The organism is Marinobacter sp. 1_MG-2023 (genome assembly GCF_030549045.1).
Classification (GTDB): Bacteria; Pseudomonadota; Gammaproteobacteria; order Pseudomonadales; family Oleiphilaceae; genus Marinobacter.
The window spans coordinates 131,290-150,239 of sequence record NZ_JAUOST010000003.1; the positions used below are offsets into that span (position 1 = coordinate 131,290).

At 55.4% G+C, this 18,950-nt stretch carries 18 protein-coding genes; 7 read left to right on the top strand and 11 right to left on the bottom strand.

Annotated features, from left to right (window positions below; genetic code table 11):
- Position 1: 1 nt before the first annotated feature.
- Complete coding sequence (locus Q4606_RS10035; RefSeq protein ID WP_303597118.1) at positions 2 to 1,093, top strand: uroporphyrinogen-III C-methyltransferase; 1,092 nt, start codon at positions 2 to 4, stop codon at positions 1,091 to 1,093.
- A complete protein-coding gene (locus tag Q4606_RS10040) occupies positions 1,090 to 2,331 on the top strand; it encodes a heme biosynthesis HemY N-terminal domain-containing protein (protein WP_303597117.1) in 1,242 nt (413 codons plus the stop codon). The genes Q4606_RS10035 and Q4606_RS10040 overlap by 4 nt, the downstream gene beginning before the upstream one ends.
- Before the next feature lie 87 nt (positions 2,332 to 2,418).
- On the opposite strand, the gene Q4606_RS10045 is transcribed toward Q4606_RS10040, so the two are convergent.
- The 3 genes from Q4606_RS10045 to rho form a co-directional block, all read right to left on the bottom strand.
- Positions 2,419 to 3,423 (bottom strand): 2Fe-2S iron-sulfur cluster-binding protein, encoded by a 1,005-nt coding sequence (locus tag Q4606_RS10045; protein ID WP_303607590.1) that lies wholly within the window; start codon positions 3,421 to 3,423, stop codon positions 2,419 to 2,421.
- Position 3,424: 1 nt separating this feature from the next.
- On the bottom strand, positions 3,425 to 4,912 hold the full coding sequence (gene ubiD, locus Q4606_RS10050; RefSeq protein WP_303607432.1) for a 4-hydroxy-3-polyprenylbenzoate decarboxylase: 1,488 nt from the start codon (positions 4,910 to 4,912) through the stop codon (positions 3,425 to 3,427).
- Positions 4,913 to 5,334: 422 nt separating this feature from the next.
- Complete coding sequence (gene rho, locus Q4606_RS10055; protein ID WP_303597115.1) at positions 5,335 to 6,597, bottom strand: transcription termination factor Rho; 1,263 nt, start codon at positions 6,595 to 6,597, stop codon at positions 5,335 to 5,337.
- 366 nt (positions 6,598 to 6,963) lie between these two features.
- Here rho and moaB point away from each other — a divergent pair, with 366 nt between their 5' ends.
- The 4 genes from moaB to Q4606_RS10075 are packed head-to-tail and all read left to right on the top strand — an operon-like array spanning position 6,964 to position 9,484.
- Positions 6,964 to 7,536, top strand: a complete 573-nt coding sequence (moaB, locus tag Q4606_RS10060) for a molybdenum cofactor biosynthesis protein B (RefSeq protein WP_303607433.1) — start codon at positions 6,964 to 6,966, stop codon at positions 7,534 to 7,536.
- Between the two features lie 23 nt (positions 7,537 to 7,559).
- Positions 7,560 to 8,771 (top strand): gephyrin-like molybdotransferase Glp, encoded by a 1,212-nt coding sequence (gene glp / locus Q4606_RS10065; protein ID WP_303607434.1) that lies wholly within the window; start codon positions 7,560 to 7,562, stop codon positions 8,769 to 8,771.
- Position 8,772: 1 nt separating this feature from the next.
- Positions 8,773 to 9,033, top strand: a complete 261-nt coding sequence (moaD, locus tag Q4606_RS10070) for a molybdopterin converting factor subunit 1 (protein ID WP_303607435.1) — start codon at positions 8,773 to 8,775, stop codon at positions 9,031 to 9,033.
- A gap of 1 nt (position 9,034) precedes the next feature.
- Positions 9,035 to 9,484, top strand: a complete 450-nt coding sequence (locus Q4606_RS10075; RefSeq protein WP_303607436.1) for a molybdenum cofactor biosynthesis protein MoaE — start codon at positions 9,035 to 9,037, stop codon at positions 9,482 to 9,484.
- A gap of 14 nt (positions 9,485 to 9,498) precedes the next feature.
- On the opposite strand, the gene Q4606_RS10080 is transcribed toward Q4606_RS10075, so the two are convergent.
- The 8 genes from Q4606_RS10080 to Q4606_RS10115 all read right to left on the bottom strand — a co-directional run bounded on the left by Q4606_RS10080 (position 9,499) and on the right by Q4606_RS10115 (position 16,824).
- Entirely contained in the window at positions 9,499 to 9,756 is a 258-nt protein-coding gene (locus Q4606_RS10080) for a sulfurtransferase TusA family protein (RefSeq protein WP_303597110.1), read from the bottom strand.
- A gap of 99 nt (positions 9,757 to 9,855) precedes the next feature.
- Positions 9,856 to 11,028, bottom strand: coding sequence for a formate dehydrogenase subunit gamma (locus tag Q4606_RS10085; RefSeq protein ID WP_303607437.1), 1,173 nt, complete (start codon positions 11,026 to 11,028; stop codon positions 9,856 to 9,858).
- A gap of 85 nt (positions 11,029 to 11,113) precedes the next feature.
- Positions 11,114 to 11,722 carry a formate dehydrogenase FDH3 subunit beta gene (gene fdh3B / locus Q4606_RS10090; RefSeq protein ID WP_303597108.1) on the bottom strand — a complete coding sequence of 203 codons (609 nt, stop codon included), beginning with the start codon at positions 11,720 to 11,722 and terminating at the stop codon, positions 11,114 to 11,116.
- Between the two features lie 15 nt (positions 11,723 to 11,737).
- Entirely contained in the window at positions 11,738 to 14,623 is a 2,886-nt protein-coding gene (locus Q4606_RS10095) for a formate dehydrogenase subunit alpha (RefSeq protein WP_303607438.1), read from the bottom strand.
- Positions 14,624 to 14,712: 89 nt separating this feature from the next.
- Positions 14,713 to 14,904 (bottom strand): twin-arginine translocation signal domain-containing protein, encoded by a 192-nt coding sequence (locus tag Q4606_RS10100; protein WP_303597106.1) that lies wholly within the window; start codon positions 14,902 to 14,904, stop codon positions 14,713 to 14,715.
- Between the two features lie 41 nt (positions 14,905 to 14,945).
- Positions 14,946 to 15,557: a molecular chaperone gene (locus tag Q4606_RS10105; RefSeq protein WP_303597105.1), complete on the bottom strand. Its 612-nt coding sequence runs from the start codon at positions 15,555 to 15,557 to the stop codon at positions 14,946 to 14,948.
- Between the two features lie 89 nt (positions 15,558 to 15,646).
- Positions 15,647 to 16,246, bottom strand: coding sequence for a DUF3306 domain-containing protein (locus tag Q4606_RS10110; protein WP_303607439.1), 600 nt, complete (start codon positions 16,244 to 16,246; stop codon positions 15,647 to 15,649).
- On the bottom strand, positions 16,246 to 16,824 hold the full coding sequence (locus Q4606_RS10115) for a DUF3305 domain-containing protein (RefSeq protein WP_303597103.1): 579 nt from the start codon (positions 16,822 to 16,824) through the stop codon (positions 16,246 to 16,248). The genes Q4606_RS10110 and Q4606_RS10115 overlap by 1 nt, the downstream gene beginning before the upstream one ends.
- 141 nt (positions 16,825 to 16,965) lie before the next feature.
- Between Q4606_RS10115 and Q4606_RS10120 the strand changes: the two genes are divergently transcribed.
- Positions 16,966 to 18,945 (top strand): 4Fe-4S binding protein, encoded by a 1,980-nt coding sequence (locus tag Q4606_RS10120; protein ID WP_303607440.1) that lies wholly within the window; start codon positions 16,966 to 16,968, stop codon positions 18,943 to 18,945.
- Positions 18,946 to 18,950 lie beyond the last annotated feature (5 nt).

The window sequence follows — 18,950 nt, forward strand, 5'->3', positions numbered from 1 at the left end:
CGTGACTGATACAACGAAACAACTACCCGCCCCAATTGCGAAAGAACAACCCACCCGGCAGAAAGTCTGGCCGGTCTGGGTTATTGCTATCATTGCACTCATCAGTGTTGCTGCGCTGGCCTTCTGGAACTGGCAGCAATGGAACGTTCACCAAACTACGATGCAATCACTGGAGAGTCTGAAACAGGATACTGCCCAGCTTGAAAACCTCTACGGTGACCGTGGCAGCCAACAAGGCCAGCGTCTACAGTCCCTGGAAGACAAACTGACCTCCCAAAGGGAATTGATCGCCACCCAGCAGCGACAGATTGATCACAACGCCCGCGAACTTTTGGAAGCCGGCAACCGTACCCGTACTGACTGGCTGCTGGCCGAAGCCGAGTACCTGCTGCGCATTGCTAACCAGCGACTGCTGATTGAAAAAGACATTCGCGGTGCTCTTTCCGCGCTTGAAGCCACTGACGAGGTATTAACCGAATCAGACGATATAGGTGTGTACCCGGTGCGCCAGCAACTGGCACGGGAAATCCTGGCGCTCAGGGGCATAACCGGTGTCGACAGAACCGGCCTTTACCTCACCCTTGAGGCCGCCATCGACAGCGTACACCAGCTGACCGATCAGGCCCTTATCAGCGAGCAGGCTCCAGGATTTGTCGGCAACGGCCAGTCTGATGCAGATCCCGGGGAAGGCGGAGAACCCGGCATATTCGCCAGAGGCTGGACAAAGTTCAAATCCACATTGATGCAGGTGGTTGTGGTTCGTCGCCTGGATGAATCGGTCAAGCCTCTGCTATCACCGGATCAAAGCGCCTACGCGCGACTGAACCTGCAACTGATGCTGGAAGAAGCAGAAATGGCCGTGCTCAGAGGTAATCAGCCATTGTATGAGCGTGCTCTGGTCAAGGCGCAGGCCGCTGTTGACGACTGGTATGACGCAAGCAATCCACGGGTGAGCGCGCTAAGCAGCACACTTGCAGAGCTCGCAACACGCAATGTCGCACCGGAATTACCAGACATCAGCAAATCTCTGGAACTGCTCAAACAACGACTTGCAGGCCGCCTGAACAACGACAATGGAGGCGATGATTCATGATTCGCCTGCTTCTGATCGTTCTGTTTGCGCTGTTAATCGGCACCGGGCTCTCACTCGGGCTGCAGTACGACCTGGGATACATACGCATCAGCCTGGGCAACTACCTGATCGAAACCAACTTCTGGGTAGGCCTTGCCCTGCTCATTGCAGTGGTTGCATTGATCGTACTATCCATCAATCTGATACGCCGCATGCGACAAGGCACCGGGCTGATCGCCGGCTGGGTGTCCCGCGGCAAGGAACGCCGGGCAAGGCGGCGCACCACTCAGGGCCTGTTGGCACTGGCAGAAGGCAACTGGCCAAGAGCCCGCAAGATGCTGACGTCAGCAGCCGGTAACGCAGACACACCTCTGATTAACTACCTTGCCGCGGCTCAAGCGGCTTCTGAGTGTGGTGATCACGAAGCCGTGGACGAGCTGCTCCGCAAAGCATTTGAAAGCACACCAGGGTCTGATATGGCCGTTGGCATCACCCAGGCCCAACTGCAGCTTGCCGGCAACCGCCTTGAACAGGCACTGGCAACACTGGTGCGCCTGCGCAAGCAATCGCCACATCACCCTTTTGTACTCAAGCTGCTTAAAAACACCTATCTTCGCCTTGAAGACTGGCGGGAGCTTTCGAAACTGCTGCCTGAACTGCGTAAGCGCAGCGTGCTTCCGGAATCCGAGCTTGGCGAGCTTGAGAGGCAGGTTTGGCACAACCTTCTTGAAAGGGCGGCTGAAGACTGCCGGCGCCAACAAAAAGAGAGCCCGGAAGCGTCACTGGAACCGCTCACCCGCCTTTGGGATGAACTGCCAGGGTTTCTGCGCAGAGACGAGAAGACCATCGCGGATTATGCGCGCTTGCTGGCCGATCTCGGTGATGAGGCACAGGCCGAAACTCTGTTGCGCAAAGTTCTACACAATCACTGGAGCGATGATCTGGTCAACCTTTATGGCCGGATTGAAGGGCAGAAACCGGACGAGCAACTGCTTGCAGCCGAGCAGTGGCTAAAAGACCGCCCTAACAATGCAGAACTGCTTCTGGCACTCGGTCGACTGAGCCTGCGCAATGAACTCTGGGGAAAAGCCAGGGAGTATTTCGAGACCAGCCTGAAGTTACGTCGCAGCCGGGAAGCTCTTGCGGAACTGAGCCGCCTGAGCGCGCACATGGGCGACGAAGAAGTGAGTATCAAACTGATGATGCAAGGGCTTGCAAATGATAACGGGCTTCCAAGGCTCCCGATGCCCAAAGCCTGAAATCAGGACAATACCACGAGACTCAGTTGAAAGAATAAGGCAGGCCAATACAGGTGCCAGAACGGGCGTTCTGGCACCTGTTTCATTCTAGCTCCGGGGTGCATATTCCAGCACATCGGAGAAGAATCCTTCCGGAGGCAATCCGGCTTCTATCAAGGCATCCATCAGCGTGTAAACCATGGTTGGCGAGCCACTGGCGTGTACTTCCACGTTCTTCCAGTCCGCTCCGGTAGCCAGTACTGCCCGCACAAGCTGGTCGTGGTGCCCACTCCAGTCATTATCCTCGTCATCGCCGACTACCGGCTGAAACGTAAATGCTGACCATTCCTGCTCCCACTGGCGAGCCATAGACCTGAGATACATATCTTCATGGCGCCGCACGCCCCAGAACAGTTTGACCGGCTGAGAAAAAGACGTACCGCGTAAATATTCCACCAAACTCTTCATCTGCGCAAAGCCGGTACCAGCCGCAATCAACAACAATGGTTTTTCCGGCGCGCTGGCAATGCATGCCTTGCCATGGGGCAACTCCAGACTGACTGCTTCACCGGAAGTCAGCGCATCAATAACTTTTTGTGCTGACACCCATTCCGGAGAGGCCTGAATATGTAATTCGATGTTCTGCTCTGAGGGGCTGCTCGCGATAGAAAAGTAACAGGGTTCAGCATCCGGCAGGATGACCGACAAATACTGGCCCGCATGAAAGGACAGCTCGCGCCGACGGGGCAGCTGAAGCTCAACCCGATACACATCGTGGCTGATAGATCGCACATCCACGACGTTTGCCTGGAACTTTCGGGGCTGGTTCTTTCCTGCTGCCATAACGGCACTTATCTCCAGTTCAAGATGGTCGCACGCAACGGTTCTGCACATCATCAACCGCGCACCGACCGGAATCATCTGTTGGTTTCGGGTGTTAAGAGCTGATCCGCTAAGAAGTCGCGCCTCGCAGAGCTCACACACGCCATTTTTGCAAGCGAATGGAACGGCAATACCTGCATCGGCAGCAGCACTCAACAAATCTGTGTTAATGCCTGCTGAATAACGGATTCCGGAAGGTTTTAAACCTACCCACCGCGGCTCACTGCCCATATCAATCGGGGCAGTCAGGCGGATTTTCAATCCCCAGGCTGCCCCAGAGCTCATCTACCCGCTGCTTTACTTCGTCGGTCATGGCAATCGGCTCGCCCCACTCCCGGTTTGTTTCACCCGGCCATTTATTGGTTGCGTCCATTCCCATTTTGGAACCCAGACCGGATACAGGCGAAGCAAAGTCCAGGTAATCGATTGGCGTGTTCTCTACCAACATGGTGTCGCGTGCAGGATCCATTCGGGTCGTAATGGCCCAGATCACATCTTCCCAGTTGCGGGCATTCACATCATCATCGGTAACAATCACGAACTTGGTGTACATGAACTGGCGCAGGAAAGACCATACGCCCATCATTACCCGCTTGGCATGGCCCGGGTACTGTTTTTTCATGGTCACCACGGCAAGACGATACGAGCAGCCCTCTGGCGGGAGGTAAAAATCCACGATTTCAGGAAACTGCTTTTGCAGTATCGGGATAAAAACTTCGTTCAACGCCACACCAAGGATCGCCGGCTCATCTGGCGGCCTGCCAGTATAGGTGCTGTGATAAATGGGATTTTTGCGATGGGTGATTCGCTCAACGGTGAACACCGGGAACTGGTCCACTTCATTGTAGTAGCCGGTGTGATCCCCAAACGGACCTTCGGGCGCAATATCATCCGGATAAATAAAGCCTTCCAGCACAATTTCGGCGCTGGCCGGCACTTGTAGATCACTGAGACCGCATTGTACCAACTCGGTGCGACTGCCCCGGAGCAATCCTGCAAATGCATACTCAGACAACGAATCAGGCACCGGGGTCACCGCCCCCAGAATCGTTGCAGGGTCTGCACCCAGAGCTACGGCTACCGGATAGGGTTTACCGGGATTCGCTTTCTGAAACTCCTGAAAATCCAGCGCTCCGCCGCGATGGCTGAGCCAGCGCATGATCAGCCTGTTACGGCCAATCAACTGTTGACGGTAGATTCCAAGATTCTGGCGTTCTTTATGAGGCCCGCGAGTAATCACCAGCGGCCAGGTTACAAGCGGCCCTGCATCTCCGGGCCAGCAGTGCTGCACAGGAATCTGGTAAAGATCGATCTGATCTTTTTCGATCACCACTTCCTGGCAGGGCGCAGATCTGAGTACTTTCGGGCTCATGCGCATTACCTGCCGGATCAGCGGTAATTTTTCGATAGCGTCTTTAAAACCTTTGGGGGGGTCCGGCTCTTTGAGATAGGCCAGCAATTTGCCAATGTCCCGGAGCGCGGTCACGTTTTCCTGCCCCATGCCCAGAGCCACTCTTCTGGTTGTGCCGAAGAGGTTGGCAAGCACTGGCATGTCGTAGCCTTTGGGATTTTCAAACAACAATGCAGGGCCACCTGCCCGCAGTGTGCGGTCGCAGATTTCGGTCATTTCCAGGTGGGGGTCTACTTCAACTGAGATGCGTTTCAGTTCGCCCAGTTTCTCCAACTGGTCAATGAAGTCCCGCAGGTCGTTGTATTTCATCGTTGGCTCCGTTCTCTGTTGGCCATTAATTACGGAGTTTATCGCTTTCCGGACTTCTGACCCGATGCGCAGAACGCAATGAGGGCCTGCTTACCCAGACACGCCGTGAACCCATCCCTGGGGGCTTGGTCTTGCCATCCATGGCAAGACACAGTCTGGGTAAGCAGGCCCTCACCGCATTCACCGGATCAGCAGTTAACTCAAGGAAAAACCACAAAAGCTCAAAAGCTCAAAAGCTCAACTGCAACCGACAAAAGCGCGCGCCCAAAATTAGATCGGCAGTACCGGGGCGACCTTCCCCGGACTGTGCATTGCCAGGGATGGCAATGCCAAGCCCCCAGGGATGGGTTCACGGCGTGTCCGGGGAAGGTCGCCCCGGTACTGCCAGCCCCACAATCCCAAGGGCGCCAAGACTTCAGCTCTTAGCGACGCTTCATCGATTGGAAGAACTCGTCGTTGGTCTTGGTGTCTTTCAGCTTGTCCAGCAAAAACTCGATGGCGGCAGTGTCGTCGTCCATGGAGTGCAGAAGCTTACGCAGAATCCACACACGCTGAATATCCGCTTCGGTCATCAGCAGATCTTCACGGCGGGTGCCGGAGCTGCGAATGTTAATGGCGGGATATACACGTTTCTCAGCAATCTTACGATCAAGGTGGACTTCCATGTTGCCTGTGCCCTTGAACTCCTCATAGATCACTTCGTCCATTTTGGAACCCGTGTTCACCAGAGCCGTTGCAAGAATAGTCAGACTACCGCCTTCTTCCACATTACGTGCCGCACCGAAGAAGCGCTTGGGCTTTTCCAGAGCATGGGCATCTACACCACCGGTCAATACCTTACCGGAGGACGGAATGACCGTATTGTAGGCTCGAGCCAGACGGGTGATGGAATCCAACAAGATAACTACGTCTTTTTTGTGCTCAACCAGACGCTTGGCTTTTTCGATCACCATTTCGGCAACCTGAACGTGACGCGCAGGTGGCTCATCAAAGGTGGAAGCAATGACTTCGCCACGCACAGTGCGCTGCATTTCAGTAACTTCTTCCGGACGCTCATCAATCAGCAACACCATAACGTGGCATTCCGGATTATTGCGCGTAATTGACTGGGCAATACTCTGCATCAGCAGCGTTTTACCAGCCTTGGGTGGCGATACAATCAACCCACGCTGGCCTTTGCCAATGGGAGCAACCAGATCCAGCACACGGGAAGACAAGTCTTCAGTACTGCCGTTGCCGGCTTCCAGTTGCATGCGCTCATCAGGAAACAGCGGCGTCAGGTTTTCAAACAGGATCTTGTTGCGCGCGTTGTCTGGCTTGTCGAAATTAATCTCGGCAACTTTCAACAGAGCAAAGTAGCGCTCGCCATCTTTCGGCGGACGGATCTTGCCGGCAACGGTATCGCCCGTGCGCAAGTTAAAGCGACGGATCTGGCTGGGGGAGACATAAATGTCGTCTGGCCCGGCCAGGTAGGAGGCGTCGGCAGAGCGCAGAAAGCCGAAACCGTCCTGCAGAATCTCCAGTACGCCATCGCCATAAATGTCTTCGCCGCCTTTGGCATGCTTCTTCAGTATGGTGAAGATAACATCCTGTTTACGCGAGCGCGCCAGGTTATCGAGGCCCATATCTTGCGCGATATCGAGCAATTCGGGCATGGAGTTCTGCTTGAGTTCAGTAAGATTCATAGGTTATTAGATTTTCAGGAATGGAATTAAACGGAAGTTGGGATGACAGGGGTGCCCCTGAACAGATAAGTGAATTAGTTGTTAAAACAGGTGCTGGCCAAATGGAGCAACCGGTATAGAAGAGATCCGGAATAAAGTACTGAAGCCAGTAGAGTGGACACAACCGTTCGTAAGGCAAGGACGATAATCTGCTACCTTACGTGCCAATGTCAAGTGCAGGAACCAAATAAACGTCAATCTTGTGGCCTGAGCGCCTGTATGCAGGCCCCGGCGCCTCCCCCTGATGGGTTACTCCCTTCCATTAGCTGCCACTGAAAGGGATACTGGTAACCAAAATTTCCCCTGTGATTTTCGGAGTAGCTTCCCATGAGCACTGAACCCACGAACGACCTGAAACCTCTCAATATCGCTATTCTTACGGTCTCTGACACCCGCGGCCCTGCTGAAGACTCCTCCGGACAGTTTCTTGAAGACAGCGTAGTAGAGGCCGGGCACCAGCTTATTTCGCGGCGCATCCTGCCTGACGACGTTTACCTGATACGCGCAGCTCTGTCATCGTGGATTGCAGACGCGGATGTTCATGTAATCGTCATCACAGGTGGTACCGGCTTTAGCGAACGCGACAGCACGCCAGAGGCAGTTGCACCGCTGCTGGACAAAACCATTGAAGGTTTTGGCGAAGAGTTCCGGCGCCTGTCCGCTTTGGAAATTGGCAGCTCTACCATTCAGTCCAGAGCCCTTGGTGGCCTTGCCAACTATACGGCAATCTTTTGTTTACCTGGTTCCACCGGAGCTTGCCGCACCGGCTGGAATGGCATTCTGAGCTCTCAGCTGGACAGCCGCCACGGCCCCTGCAACTTTTCGGCCCTGGTCGGCCGCAAGCCTGAACGGGCGATCGAGCGCCTTCAACAAGTTATCGGGCAACGCGCCACGCGTTAATTCTGAACACGGAGACATTCACCATGACAGCCACTCTGACGCCGGTCGAAGAAGCCATTGCCCACCTTCTGGGCAAGGCTCCGGTGATTACAGCAACCGAAGCTCTGCCGCTTACCGAAAGCTATGGCCGAATACTTGCGAGGGATTATCAGGCTCCGGCAGATGTCCCCCCGGCCGACAACAGTGCGGTGGATGGCTATGCTCTGCGTGCCGAGGATTACGTGCCTGGCCAGGCCCTGCCGCTGTCTGACCGGATCCCCGCAGGCTCAGCCCCAAGCCCATTGAAACCCGGCACCGCTGCCCGCATTTTTACCGGCTCGGAAGTTCCCGCCGGGGCAGACACGGTTGTCATGCAGGAGCGGGTTGAGGTTGCCGATGACGGCATCCTGATCAATGCCGATATAAAAGCCGACCAGAACATCCGCCGACGTGGGCAGGATCTCGCAAAAGGCAGTCTGGCACTAGCCAAAGGTACGAAAGTCCGGGCCCAGGAAATGGGTCTTCTGGCGTCTATGGGCCTGGCCGAGGTAACGCTGGTGCGAAAGCTGCGCGTCGCGATTCTGTCCACCGGCGATGAACTGGTCGACCCGGGAAACCCGCTGGAGGCGGGTCAGATTTATAACACCAACCGTTTCACCCTGCTTGCCCTGGCTGCTGAAGCGGGTTGTGAGGTCGTGCTGTGTGAGACGTTGCGAGACAACCGGACCATCACCCGGGAAACACTCGAGCGCGCAGCGGCGCAGGCCGACCTGATCATCACCAGCGGAGGCGTTTCCGTGGGTGAAGAAGATCATGTGCGAGCTGTGCTGGAAGAATCCGGCGAGCTGTCGCTCTGGCGCCTGGCGATCAAACCTGGCAAACCCCTTGCCTTTGGCTCAATCAAAGGCACGCCTGTACTGGGCCTGCCTGGCAACCCGGCAACCGTACTCGTGACCTTTCTGGTTGTAGGCATGCCGTACATACGCACCTGCCAGGGCCGCCTGCGGACTTACCCAGTGGGCCAGCAAGTGCCCGCAGCATTTAACGTTACCTCGCCTTCTATACGCAGGGAATTTGTCCGTGCACGCCTTGAATCTGTTGAAGGAAAAACCCAAGTCAACGCGTACCCGAACCAGAGCTCTGGAGTTCTTAGTTCTGCCTGCTGGGCCGATGGCCTGGCAATCGTTCCGGAGCACTCCACGGTTGCAGCAGGCGACCTGTTGACCTATTACCCATTCACCGAGCTACTGAGCTGATATGACTGACCAGACCATTACCGTCCGTTTTTTTGCACGCCTCCGGGAGGAACTCGGTACGGAGCAACTCACGCTGCCGGCAGAGGGGGATCAGAGCGTCAGCGACCTGCTTGCAACACTGGCGAGCCGCGGCGGTTCCTGGGCGCAACTGCAAGGCAGTCAGCCAGTGATGATTGCAATCAACCAAGCCATGGCAAAGCCTGACGCGCCGGTGAGAGCTGGTGACGAAGTGGCTTTTTTCCCACCGGTAACCGGGGGTTGAAATGATTAGCATACAAACTGCAGATTTCGATTCCGGCGCGGAGCATAAGGCTCTGCGTGCCAGCGGTGCCGGAACAGGAGCTATTGCAACGTTTACGGGACTGGTTCGCGATAGTGGCGATACGCAGGGTGTATCGGGGCTGTTTCTGGAGCACTACCCCGGAATGACAGAACAGGTAATCAGCGGGCTCATTGAGGAGGCTTCGCGACGTTGGGATGTTCGTAAGGTTCGGGTAATTCATCGGGTTGGCAGGCTGTTGCTGCAGGACCAGATTGTCTTTGTGGGTGTTTGCAGCAGCCACCGAGGTGATGCATTTGCAGCTTGCGAGTTCATAATGGATGCGTTGAAGACGTCTGCGCCCTTCTGGAAAAAGGAGCTGTCTGAGAGCGGGGAACACTGGGTGGAACAGAAGGCTTCGGATGTGGCCCGGGGGAAGGCCTGGGATAAGTAGCCCCAAAATATGGGTCACGCCAGGCAGATACAATAACGGATGACGCCCGCCTCCTCTTCCCGGATCCATTCAATCCTGTGGCCAGCTATTTCGCACAGTGCCTGTAAGTCCCGACGACCAGTGGGGTCGTCGGCCAGGAATTCCACTTGTGTCCCGCTGGGCAAGCCCTGGATACGTTTTTTAAAACGCAAAACAGGGAGAGGGCACACCAAACCGACAGCATCGATTTGATGTGTTGCTGATTGATCAGTCAAGACGCACGCTCGTTTCACTACTTCCCTGCTCGGCGGACGACCACCCGAATTGATTCAGAACGACTGGCGCGAGGGAGGCAATCAACAAAGACACGACAAACGCAGAAATCATAACCTTCACGACAATCCCCCCTTACCTTGTCTGGACTCAACCTCGGCCACCCACAAATCGTGATGTTGGCGCGCCCATTCCACATCAACCTGACCGTTACCCATAGCATCGAACGCACCTTCCATGCCGACGGTGCCGATATAAATATGAGCAATAATGGCGAGCATCATGACAAACGCCATAATCGAGTGCCATATGTTGGCGTACTGCATCTCTTCATGGGGTGTCAGAGCCGTCGCGAAGTCTGTTCCCAAAACCCCGTTTATGACACTGAAGGTCTCGGCAAACATAGGCATTTGAAATGGAAACAACAGAGACAAGCCAGACAGAGAGAGCGAGAAACCCAACACCATAACAGTCCAGAAAACGATCTTCTGACCGGCGTTGAATTTTCTCGCTGAAGGATGGGATTTGGTAAAAATACCGCCACCCGCCTTGAGCCACTGCCAATCGAGCTTGCCAGGGATGTTGTGCGCCACCCACATAACAAACGTCATTACCAATCCGAGCATAAAGGACCAGGAAATATTGTTATGAACCCACTTGGAGCCGGCAGCCAGAGTCGCAAAGGCGTCGGCGCCCATGACAGGGATCAGAAAACTTCGCCCCATCAGGGTAATGAGGCCAGTTATTCCCAGCGCAATAAACGAGCCGGCCAACAGCCAGTGACCAAACCGCTCGATGGCTTTGAATCGCTGAATCGTGGTGCCTGCCGGGCCGCCATCGATCATGATTTTTCCGCGAATGAGGTAAAACACGACCAGAAGGGCAATGAAGCCCAGGAGCGCACCGCCACCATAAGTGATGATCGGCCCCTCACGCAGTTTGTACCATGTCATCCCGCCGTCCTGGATCAGAACGTCAGCCGCTGGCCCCCTGGCCGGTGTGTAGGCGTCAAAACGGTTATAGCGAATGGAACGGTAAGTGTCCGAGACAGACACTCCACCCCGCGTACCCAATTGCTCGGTTGCCGGCGCGGCAGAGGCGGGATCACCCAGCTTTTCAGACCGGAAAGCCTCGTCAACTTTCAACTTCTCCTGACGAGCCATGATGTCTTCCAGGGTTTGCGCACCCCCGGTGGCTGCCCGGTCAACCGAAGGGGCTTCTTGCGCCCAGGCAGAATTGAATAACAGTGTCGCCAGCACAAAGATGGCGACACCAAATAACTTTAAGTTCATGAGCGCACTCCAACGGAATCAAACAAGAAGAATTCGTTGCCTCACCATGCCCGGGGCCAACAGGCCCCGGAACACTCAGGCGAACTTATGCACCTTTCTTCTCGTAGGCTGTGCCCCAACCCCAGGCGCCCGAACCGAAACCACGACTCACGACACGCTGACGATAGATGTCCGCCACCTCGTTGCCATCACCGGCCAACAAAGCTTTGGTCGAACACATTTCTGCACAGAGTGGTAGCTTGCCCTCTGCGATACGGTTGCGCCCGTATTTGGAGAACTCAGCCTCGGAGTTGTCTTCTTCGGGACCGCCTGCGCAGAATGTACATTTGTCCATTTTGCCACGGCTACCAAAGTTACCCGCCTGGGGAAACTGGGGTGCGCCGAAGGGGCAGGCGTAGAAGCAATACCCACAACCAATGCACAGATCCTTGGAGTGCAACACGATGCCGTCTTCAGTCTGGTAGAAGCAATCCACCGGACAAACCGCCATACAAGGCGCATCTGAACAGTGCATGCAAGCTACCGAGATCGAGCGCTCGCCAGGCTTACCATCTTCGATGGTCACCACGCGTCGACGGTTGATACCCCAGGGGACTTCATGCTCATTCTTACAGGCCGTCACGCAGGCATTACATTCGATGCAGCGTTCGGCGTCGCAAAGGAATTTTGCGCGTGCTTGTCCTTCAAGTGCCATGGTCTACACCTCTTGTTATGCCGGCATGATCGAACACAGGGTGGATTTGGTCTCTTGCATCTGCGTGACCGAGTCATACCCATATGTTTGAACAACGTTTGTAGATTCACCCAGAACATAAGGATCAGAGCCTTTGGGATACTTATCCCTCAGAGACTTACCTTCCAGGTGCCCGCCGAAGTGGAACGGCATGAAGGCTACGCCCTCACCGACACGTTCGGTCACCATTGCCTTGACTTTAATGCGCCCGCCTTCCGGACCGGCAACCCAGACATCATTGCCATCGCGGATGTTCAGGTTATTCGCGTCTCGAGGATTCACCTCAATAAACATGTCCTGCTGCAATTCTGCCAGCCAGGGGTTGGAGCGCGTCTCGTCACCGCCACCCTCATATTCGACCAGACGACCAGAAGTCAGGATGATGGGGAAGTCCTTGCTGAAGTCTTTCTTCTGAATGGACTCGTACAAGGTAGGAACACGCCAGAACGTCTTGTCTGCATAGGTCGGATAATCTTTGACCAAGTCTCGGCGTGTCGTGTAGAGCGGCTCTCGGTGAATCGGCACAGGATCCGGGAAGTTCCACACCACAGTCCGCGCCTTGGCGTTACCAAAAGGTGCACACTCGTGTTTGATCGCAACACGTTGTATACCGCCAGACAGGTCGGTCTTCCAGTTAGTCTCGGGGCCGGCAATCGCGTCTATGGTGGCACGCTCTTCAGCCGTAAGATCTCCATCCCACCCCAGATCCATCAACATTTGCATGGTGAACTCGGGATATCCGTCCTTGATATCGGAGTTTTTCGAGTAGACCCCTTCTGCCAATAGGTTTTCGCCATTGCGCTCGACACCGAACCGGGCACGGAAGGTTAGCCCCCCCTCAGACACCGGCAACGACATATCGTACAGGTTCGGTGTTCCCGGATGGTTCATCTCTGGCGTACCCCAACTGGGCCAGGGCAAACCGTAGATATCTCCATCGCATGGCCCACCACTTGCACGAAGGGTAGTCCTGTCGAAGTGGTGCTGATACTGCATGTGTTTCTTGAGGCGCTCAGGCGACTGGCCCGTGTAGCCGATTGTCCACATTCCGCGGTTGAATTCGCGAGTGAGGTCCTCGATCACAGGCTCATCGCCTTCAATAGCGATGTTGCGGAACATACGATCGGTGAAGCCGAATTTATCCGCAAACAGCTTCATGATTTCGTGATCAACCTTCGAGTCAAACAGTGGCTCGATAACGGTTTCACGCCACTGGAGCGACCGGTTCGATGCGGTTACGGAACCACGGGTCTCGAACTGGGTGGTCGTTGGCAACAGGTAAGCGCCATCTTTGCGATCATGCAGCACCGCCGAAACGGTCGGGAAAGGATCGACTACCACCAGAAGATCCAGTTTCTCCATGGCTTCCTTCATTTCAAGCATTCGGGTCTGGGAGTTGGGCGCATGCCCCCACAGAACCATGGCGCGGGTGTTGTCAGGCTGTTCAAGATTTTCCTTGGCTTCCAGAACACCATCGATCCAGCGAGAAACGGGAATACCCTTCTCATTCATCATGTTTTTGGACTTGCCGTTTTTGTCCCACACGGCAAACCGACCTTTCAGCCAATCCGTGTCTTCCTCCCATACGCGTGCCCAGTGGGCCCAGGCGCCCGCGCTCAGGCCGTAGTAACCCGGCAGGGTGTCAGCCAGAACGCCAAGGTCCGTGGCGCCCTGCACATTGTCGTGACCACGGAAGATATTAGTGCCGCCGCCGGGAGTACCCATATTACCCAGAGCCAGCTGCAAGATGCAGTATGCTCGCGTGTTGTTGTTGCCGTTGGAGTGCTGGGTACCACCCATACACCAGATCACCGTGCCCGGGCGGTTATTGACCAGGGTGCGGGCGACACGCTCAAGCTGAGCGCCCGGCGCCCCGGTTACACGCTCGACTTCTTCCGGATTCCAGCGTTTCACCTCTTCACGAATCTCATCCATTCCCCAGACCCGGGTGCGGATGAACTCTTTATCTTCCCACTTATTCTCGAAAATATGCCACAGAATACCCCAGACCAAGGCAACGTCTGAGCCGGGCCGGAAACGGACAAACTCATCAGCATGAGCTGCGGTGCGTGTGAATCTCGGGTCACACACAATCAGCGGCGCGTTGTTTTCTTCTTTGGCCTTCAGAACATGCAGAAGCGATACAGGGTGTGCCTCTGCGGGGTTGCCCCCGATGATGAAGATCGCTTTGGAATTGTGAATGTCGTTGTAGGAGTTGGTCATCGCACCGTAGCCCCAGGTGTTGGCTACGCCGGCTACGGTGGTGGAGTGACAGATTCGCGCCTGGTGATCAACGTTATTTGTGCCCCAGTAGGCAGCAAATTTACGATATAGGTAAGCCTGCTCGTTGTTGAACTTGGCACTGCCCAGCCAGTAGACCGAGTCAGGCCCGCTCTCGTCGCGGATCTGCAGCATCTTGTCGCCGATCTCATTGATGGCCGTATCCCAGGAAATCTTCTGCCACTGACCGTTGACCATTTTCATGGGCGACTTCAGTCGACGCTCGCCATGCGCATGCTCGCGCACCGAAGCACCTTTGGCGCAGTGGGACCCCAAATTAAAAGGGCTGTCCCAACCTGGCTCCTGGCCGGTCCATACGCCGTTCTGGACTTCGGCTTCTACCGTGCAGCCTACCGAGCAGTGCGTACACACCGATTTTTTACGGACGACTTCGCCACCACTGGTCGATGGGGTCGCAGCTTCAACCCGTCCCGACGTCAGCGACAATGCCGCCAAACCACCCACTGCGACACCAGAGGTCGTTAAGAACTGACGACGATCCAGAGTCTTGGCAGCGAGAGATGAAAGTAAAGAGCCTGCACGGGGGCCTTTCGCTACCCCGTTGGTCTTCTTCCTTAACATGTCTCATACCTCTCTCATTATTATTCTCGTTTTTTCTGGAGGTGTGATCATCCAAGAGCATCACGCAATCTTGAATGGATCACGCTTCCTCAAAAGCGAGCCGATTCGAAATATTTACGTGTGTGTTCCGTATCACGTAGTCCGCGACTCTTCGGCGCGTCTTGTCTGACGACCTCCGCTGCGGCGTTCGGTGCAACCGTCATTGCAACGGCAGCGGGAGCTGCGGCTGCGGCCATTTGCAGGAAACGGCGACGGCTGTTGTCACGCTTAGGGTTGTCCATAGGACACCTCCCCCTGGGTTAAGGGACCATTCAGGCCCCGGTTACTGAATTGCAAAGGCATCCGCCTCTATCGTAATGAAGACCCGCCCAAGCGAGCCCACAGGTGTGTAGAAGATGGCACTTTGCGCTTCTTCCAAATCTGTAAAAAATAATGCCGCCCACTTCGCCAGATGTGCGTCGAAAAAGGCCTTTTGCGAGGCCAGGCTGCTATCACAGGGGAATTCACCAGAAATGATGCCCGCCATAATTTCACAAAGCGTTCCTATGTGATCTTCCGGTTCCTTAACATCGCTACGGGCTTTGATGCCCCGGGCCAAGAGATCTGTACGCAATTCCGCAAGGGGCTTCTCGTTCAAAAAACCTGTGAGGTAATAGCTGGCGTATGGCAGAAGCTCTCCGCGACCGAGTCCAACGAACAGGTTGTTGTACTCGCTTTCAACATCTGGCGACGAGGTGCGCTGCGCTAGAGCGGCCAGATTTTTAGAAACCGAGCCAAGAGGCGTGTCATCACCCTCTAACGACGCCAAGCCTTCAAGCAGCTCTGCCGAGGGAGGGTTGCCCAGCAGGACCCCCAGTAATTGATAAATCTGAGCCCTCGCTCGATCCTCGTCACTGATCGAGCGAGGGCATTGAACTTCAGCAGTGTTGAGCAAGTCTCAATCCTTAGCTTTTGATTAATTTTTGTACTGTTTATCTTTATAGCGCCGATCCAACGCAGGCGCAACTTCGCACCTGAATACGATTACTCAAAACGCATTCTGGGGCGGTAGTGCGGCACGACATCTACATCAGCTTCGCCAACTGAGGATTCGACGCTACGCTCATCGGGCAGTGGATCAACAGCAACCGTGGGCTCCGGTTTTTCTGCAGTTCTTACAGCCTCAACCGGATCTGGTGTTTCCACTGGTGCGTCGACCGGATTTTCGAGTTGCGCATCGATTTTCCTGGTTTTATCAATCAAACCTTGACCCACTTTGTATAGGGTCTTTGCACCTTTAACTGTCATACCAGCGTCAGTGAAATCCTCATCATAATCGTTAAGGCCATCCAATACCGCCAGAACGGGGTTGGATTTCCAGAGTGATCGCAGCGCTTTGCGGCGCAGCAGATCAGGAATCTCTTTTCGCATAAACCCGGTAACGTCTGTCCCCAACTCAATATTGTCCGGATCAGGCAAGCCGTATTTATCGAGTATTTCCTGTTCAGACAAAGCCTCATTCAGCGCCCTCTCCTGCTCTTCAGGAGAGGGAACAGGCTCTGCAGAGGGAGCAGAAGCGGGATCAGTCTTTCTGTCCGCCTCTGCTTTTCTGCGCGACCAGCGCTGTAAACGTGACTCGGCCATCACTGCAGCCTCGGCTTTTTGATGTTGGCGGGAGCGCGATAGACATCGCTGTCCTGACGGATACGCGGATCGCCTTTTGCGTCCTCGATACCATCAACACGGATCTCGTCGCGACGGCGTTTCTTGAACGGCTCTTCTATATAATGCATGTCGACAAACTCTTTGATCCAGGCCGCCATGGACTCTGGTACAGGCACCGCTTCAACAATACTCTCGCCGCTATCAAGAGAATCCAGTGCCTCATGGGCGCTAGCGGTTACGGTGCTGACAACCCACCCCGATGGAGACCGGCCCGTTACATCTTTATCCATGACGACCCAGACTGAAGGAACGCTCATATTGAGGGACACCAGATACCCCTCCACATCGGCGCGAAACAACTCCATGGTCACTGTGCCTGCATGGAAATCGACCACCTCGCCCTCGTGAACCAGTTCTTTCCAAAAAGCCTCCGGTGCACCCGGTATAATGGCGACTGGCTTCCAGATATCACGCGCCCAGCGGGTAACGCCTGGCGACCGGCGAACGACGACCCCGACTTGTACCTCGCGTCTCCACTGATCTGTTCGACTGCTCATAACATTTCTCTTTTGTTATAGCCTGAAACTAGCAGGAACCGGACACTTATCCAATTGTCCAAACGTAAATGGCTGTGGCATGCTCGGACAGTAAAACCAATTCGTTTATGGATAACAACAACGAAAAGAGCCAGGTTCCTGATGACAGCACACAAAACCCTACTGCTATGTTCCTGCGACAAGACACAGTCCTTCGATCCTGATGCTCTGCGGGCGGCTGCAGACGCTGAACATGTTGTCGCGGTGAATCAACTGTGCGGCAAAGACATGAAAACTGCCGCTGAACATCTGGGAGCCCGCAACGATGTACTTATCGCCTGTGGCCAGCAGGCAGCCTTGTTCGAACGCCTTGCCGAGGACGTATACGCTGAGATTCAGTACGCCGCGCCGCTCCACACCATTGATATCCGTGACCGTGCCGGCTGGAGCGCTCCAAACGCCAACCCCAGGCGCTTACACGCCAAGCAGGCGGCCCTGATTGCAGCAGCCCAGCTGCCGTCCCCAATGGCACCAGCGAAAACCATACTGTCCAGCGGTGTATGTTGTATTGTCGGCCCCACCGAACTGGCTATCACAATGGCAGAGCTGGTTCAGGACGAACTCGGAGTCACTTGCATCGTTAATGATGCTGGCCCTATTCAGCTGCCTTCTGCTGCATACGACGTGGCGAAGGGACAGCTAACGGGGGCTTATGGCGCACTGGGTAACTTCAAACTGGAGTTTGCCCACCTGCAAACCCTCAATCCCGCCGGGCGTGGTGAACTGGGCTATGGGGAATCGAAGGCCACGGCCCGAAGCGAGTGCGACGTATTTATCGATCTGCGCGGCAGTGCCCCTGCATTTCCCAGTCACCAGAAGCGCAACGGCTATTTCTGGGCTGACCCGAAAAAGACCGGAGAGCTGGAACGTATCGCCCTGACGGCCCGGGAGCGTGTTGGCGAGTTCGAAAAAACGGTGTATTTCAGGCTGGAAGAATCCCTGTGTGCACACTCCCGAGCCAACCAGCCCGGGTGTACCCGCTGCCTGGATGTATGCCCCACCGAGGCAATTTTTTCTGCCGGTGATCATATCCAGATCGATTCAGATATCTGCGCCGGCTGCGGATCTTGTGCGGCGGTTTGCCCGACGTCAGCGGTGACCATGAACGAAACCCCGTTCGAAGCACTGACCAAAGCTGTGGATGTTATGGCCAAGGTCTATCGCGAGCAAACCGACGAATCCCCACGCCTGGTTTTTCACACCCTCGGCACCGGCGCCGAGGCCATGGCCTATCTGGCCAGATACGACGATGGGCTCGCAGACGATCTGATTCCGATGGGGCTGGAACACACAGACAGAGTTGGTCACGCCGAAATAATGGCAGCATTCGGGGCAGGCTATGCCGAAGTCCTGATTCTTGCCGACAACGAACTGGATCGTCGGGCTTTGTCTGCCGAAGTTGAATTGGCCCAAGCCATGCTCAAAGGAAGCGGTAACTCACCGGGTCGGGTTCGGGTTATCAACGCGATTGAGCTTTGCGATGCTGGCGACAACGCCGGGAGAGTGAGTGATCCTGTTTTGCTGGTTGGCGGGCGCCGGGACATCACAAGAGTGACTGTTGCCGCCATGTCTGACACGGTCGGAGCACCCATCCCCCTTCCTGCAGGCGCACCGTACGGTGCCATCGACGTTGATTCTGATAAATGCACACTCTGCCTGGCCTGCGTATCGCTATGTCCGACAGGCGCGCTTGGTGACCACCCGGACCGCCCCGAAATTCAGTTCACAGAAAACGCTTGTGTCCAATGCGGAGTCTGCGACAGTACCTGCCCGGAAACAGCTATCAGCATGCGGCCCCAGCTGGACGTATCCAAGGCTGCACTGGTTGCCCGCCCACTCCATGGCGAGGAGCCTTTCGAGTGCATCAAATGTGGCGTTCCGTTTGGCGTCGCCAGTACCATCAACCGCATTGTTGAGAAGCTTGAAAACCAGCACTGGATGTACAAGAACTCTGACAACGTCCAGCTTATCAAGATGTGCGATGACTGCCGGGTCAAATCCCAGTTCCACGGGGATCAGGCGCCCATGGCGAAGGGGGAGCGGCCCAGGGTGCGCACCAGAGACGATTACCTGGACAGCTAAAAAAC

What these genes read in the sequence shown, in the direction of transcription:
- moaB (WP_303607433.1), top strand. Translation starts at nt 6,964, where the DNA reads ATGAGCACTGAACCCACGAACGACCTGAAACCTCTCAATATCGCTATT.
- Q4606_RS10075 (WP_303607436.1), top strand. Translation starts at nt 9,035, where the DNA reads ATGATTAGCATACAAACTGCAGATTTCGATTCCGGCGCGGAGCATAAG.
- Q4606_RS10040 (WP_303597117.1), top strand. Translation starts at nt 1,090, where the DNA reads ATGATTCGCCTGCTTCTGATCGTTCTGTTTGCGCTGTTAATCGGCACC.
- Q4606_RS10120 (WP_303607440.1), top strand. Translation starts at nt 16,966, where the DNA reads ATGACAGCACACAAAACCCTACTGCTATGTTCCTGCGACAAGACACAG.
- ubiD (WP_303607432.1), bottom strand. Translation starts at nt 4,912, where the DNA reads ATGAAATACAACGACCTGCGGGACTTCATTGACCAGTTGGAGAAACTG.
- Q4606_RS10115 (WP_303597103.1), bottom strand. Translation starts at nt 16,824, where the DNA reads ATGAGCAGTCGAACAGATCAGTGGAGACGCGAGGTACAAGTCGGGGTC.
- Q4606_RS10095 (WP_303607438.1), bottom strand. Translation starts at nt 14,623, where the DNA reads ATGTTAAGGAAGAAGACCAACGGGGTAGCGAAAGGCCCCCGTGCAGGC.
- glp (WP_303607434.1), top strand. Translation starts at nt 7,560, where the DNA reads ATGACAGCCACTCTGACGCCGGTCGAAGAAGCCATTGCCCACCTTCTG.
- Q4606_RS10085 (WP_303607437.1), bottom strand. Translation starts at nt 11,028, where the DNA reads ATGAACTTAAAGTTATTTGGTGTCGCCATCTTTGTGCTGGCGACACTG.
- moaD (WP_303607435.1), top strand. Translation starts at nt 8,773, where the DNA reads ATGACTGACCAGACCATTACCGTCCGTTTTTTTGCACGCCTCCGGGAG.
- rho (WP_303597115.1), bottom strand. Translation starts at nt 6,597, where the DNA reads ATGAATCTTACTGAACTCAAGCAGAACTCCATGCCCGAATTGCTCGAT.
- Q4606_RS10110 (WP_303607439.1), bottom strand. Translation starts at nt 16,246, where the DNA reads ATGGCCGAGTCACGTTTACAGCGCTGGTCGCGCAGAAAAGCAGAGGCG.
- fdh3B (WP_303597108.1), bottom strand. Translation starts at nt 11,722, where the DNA reads ATGGCACTTGAAGGACAAGCACGCGCAAAATTCCTTTGCGACGCCGAA.
- Q4606_RS10045 (WP_303607590.1), bottom strand. Translation starts at nt 3,423, where the DNA reads ATGGGCAGTGAGCCGCGGTGGGTAGGTTTAAAACCTTCCGGAATCCGT.
- Q4606_RS10100 (WP_303597106.1), bottom strand. Translation starts at nt 14,904, where the DNA reads ATGGACAACCCTAAGCGTGACAACAGCCGTCGCCGTTTCCTGCAAATG.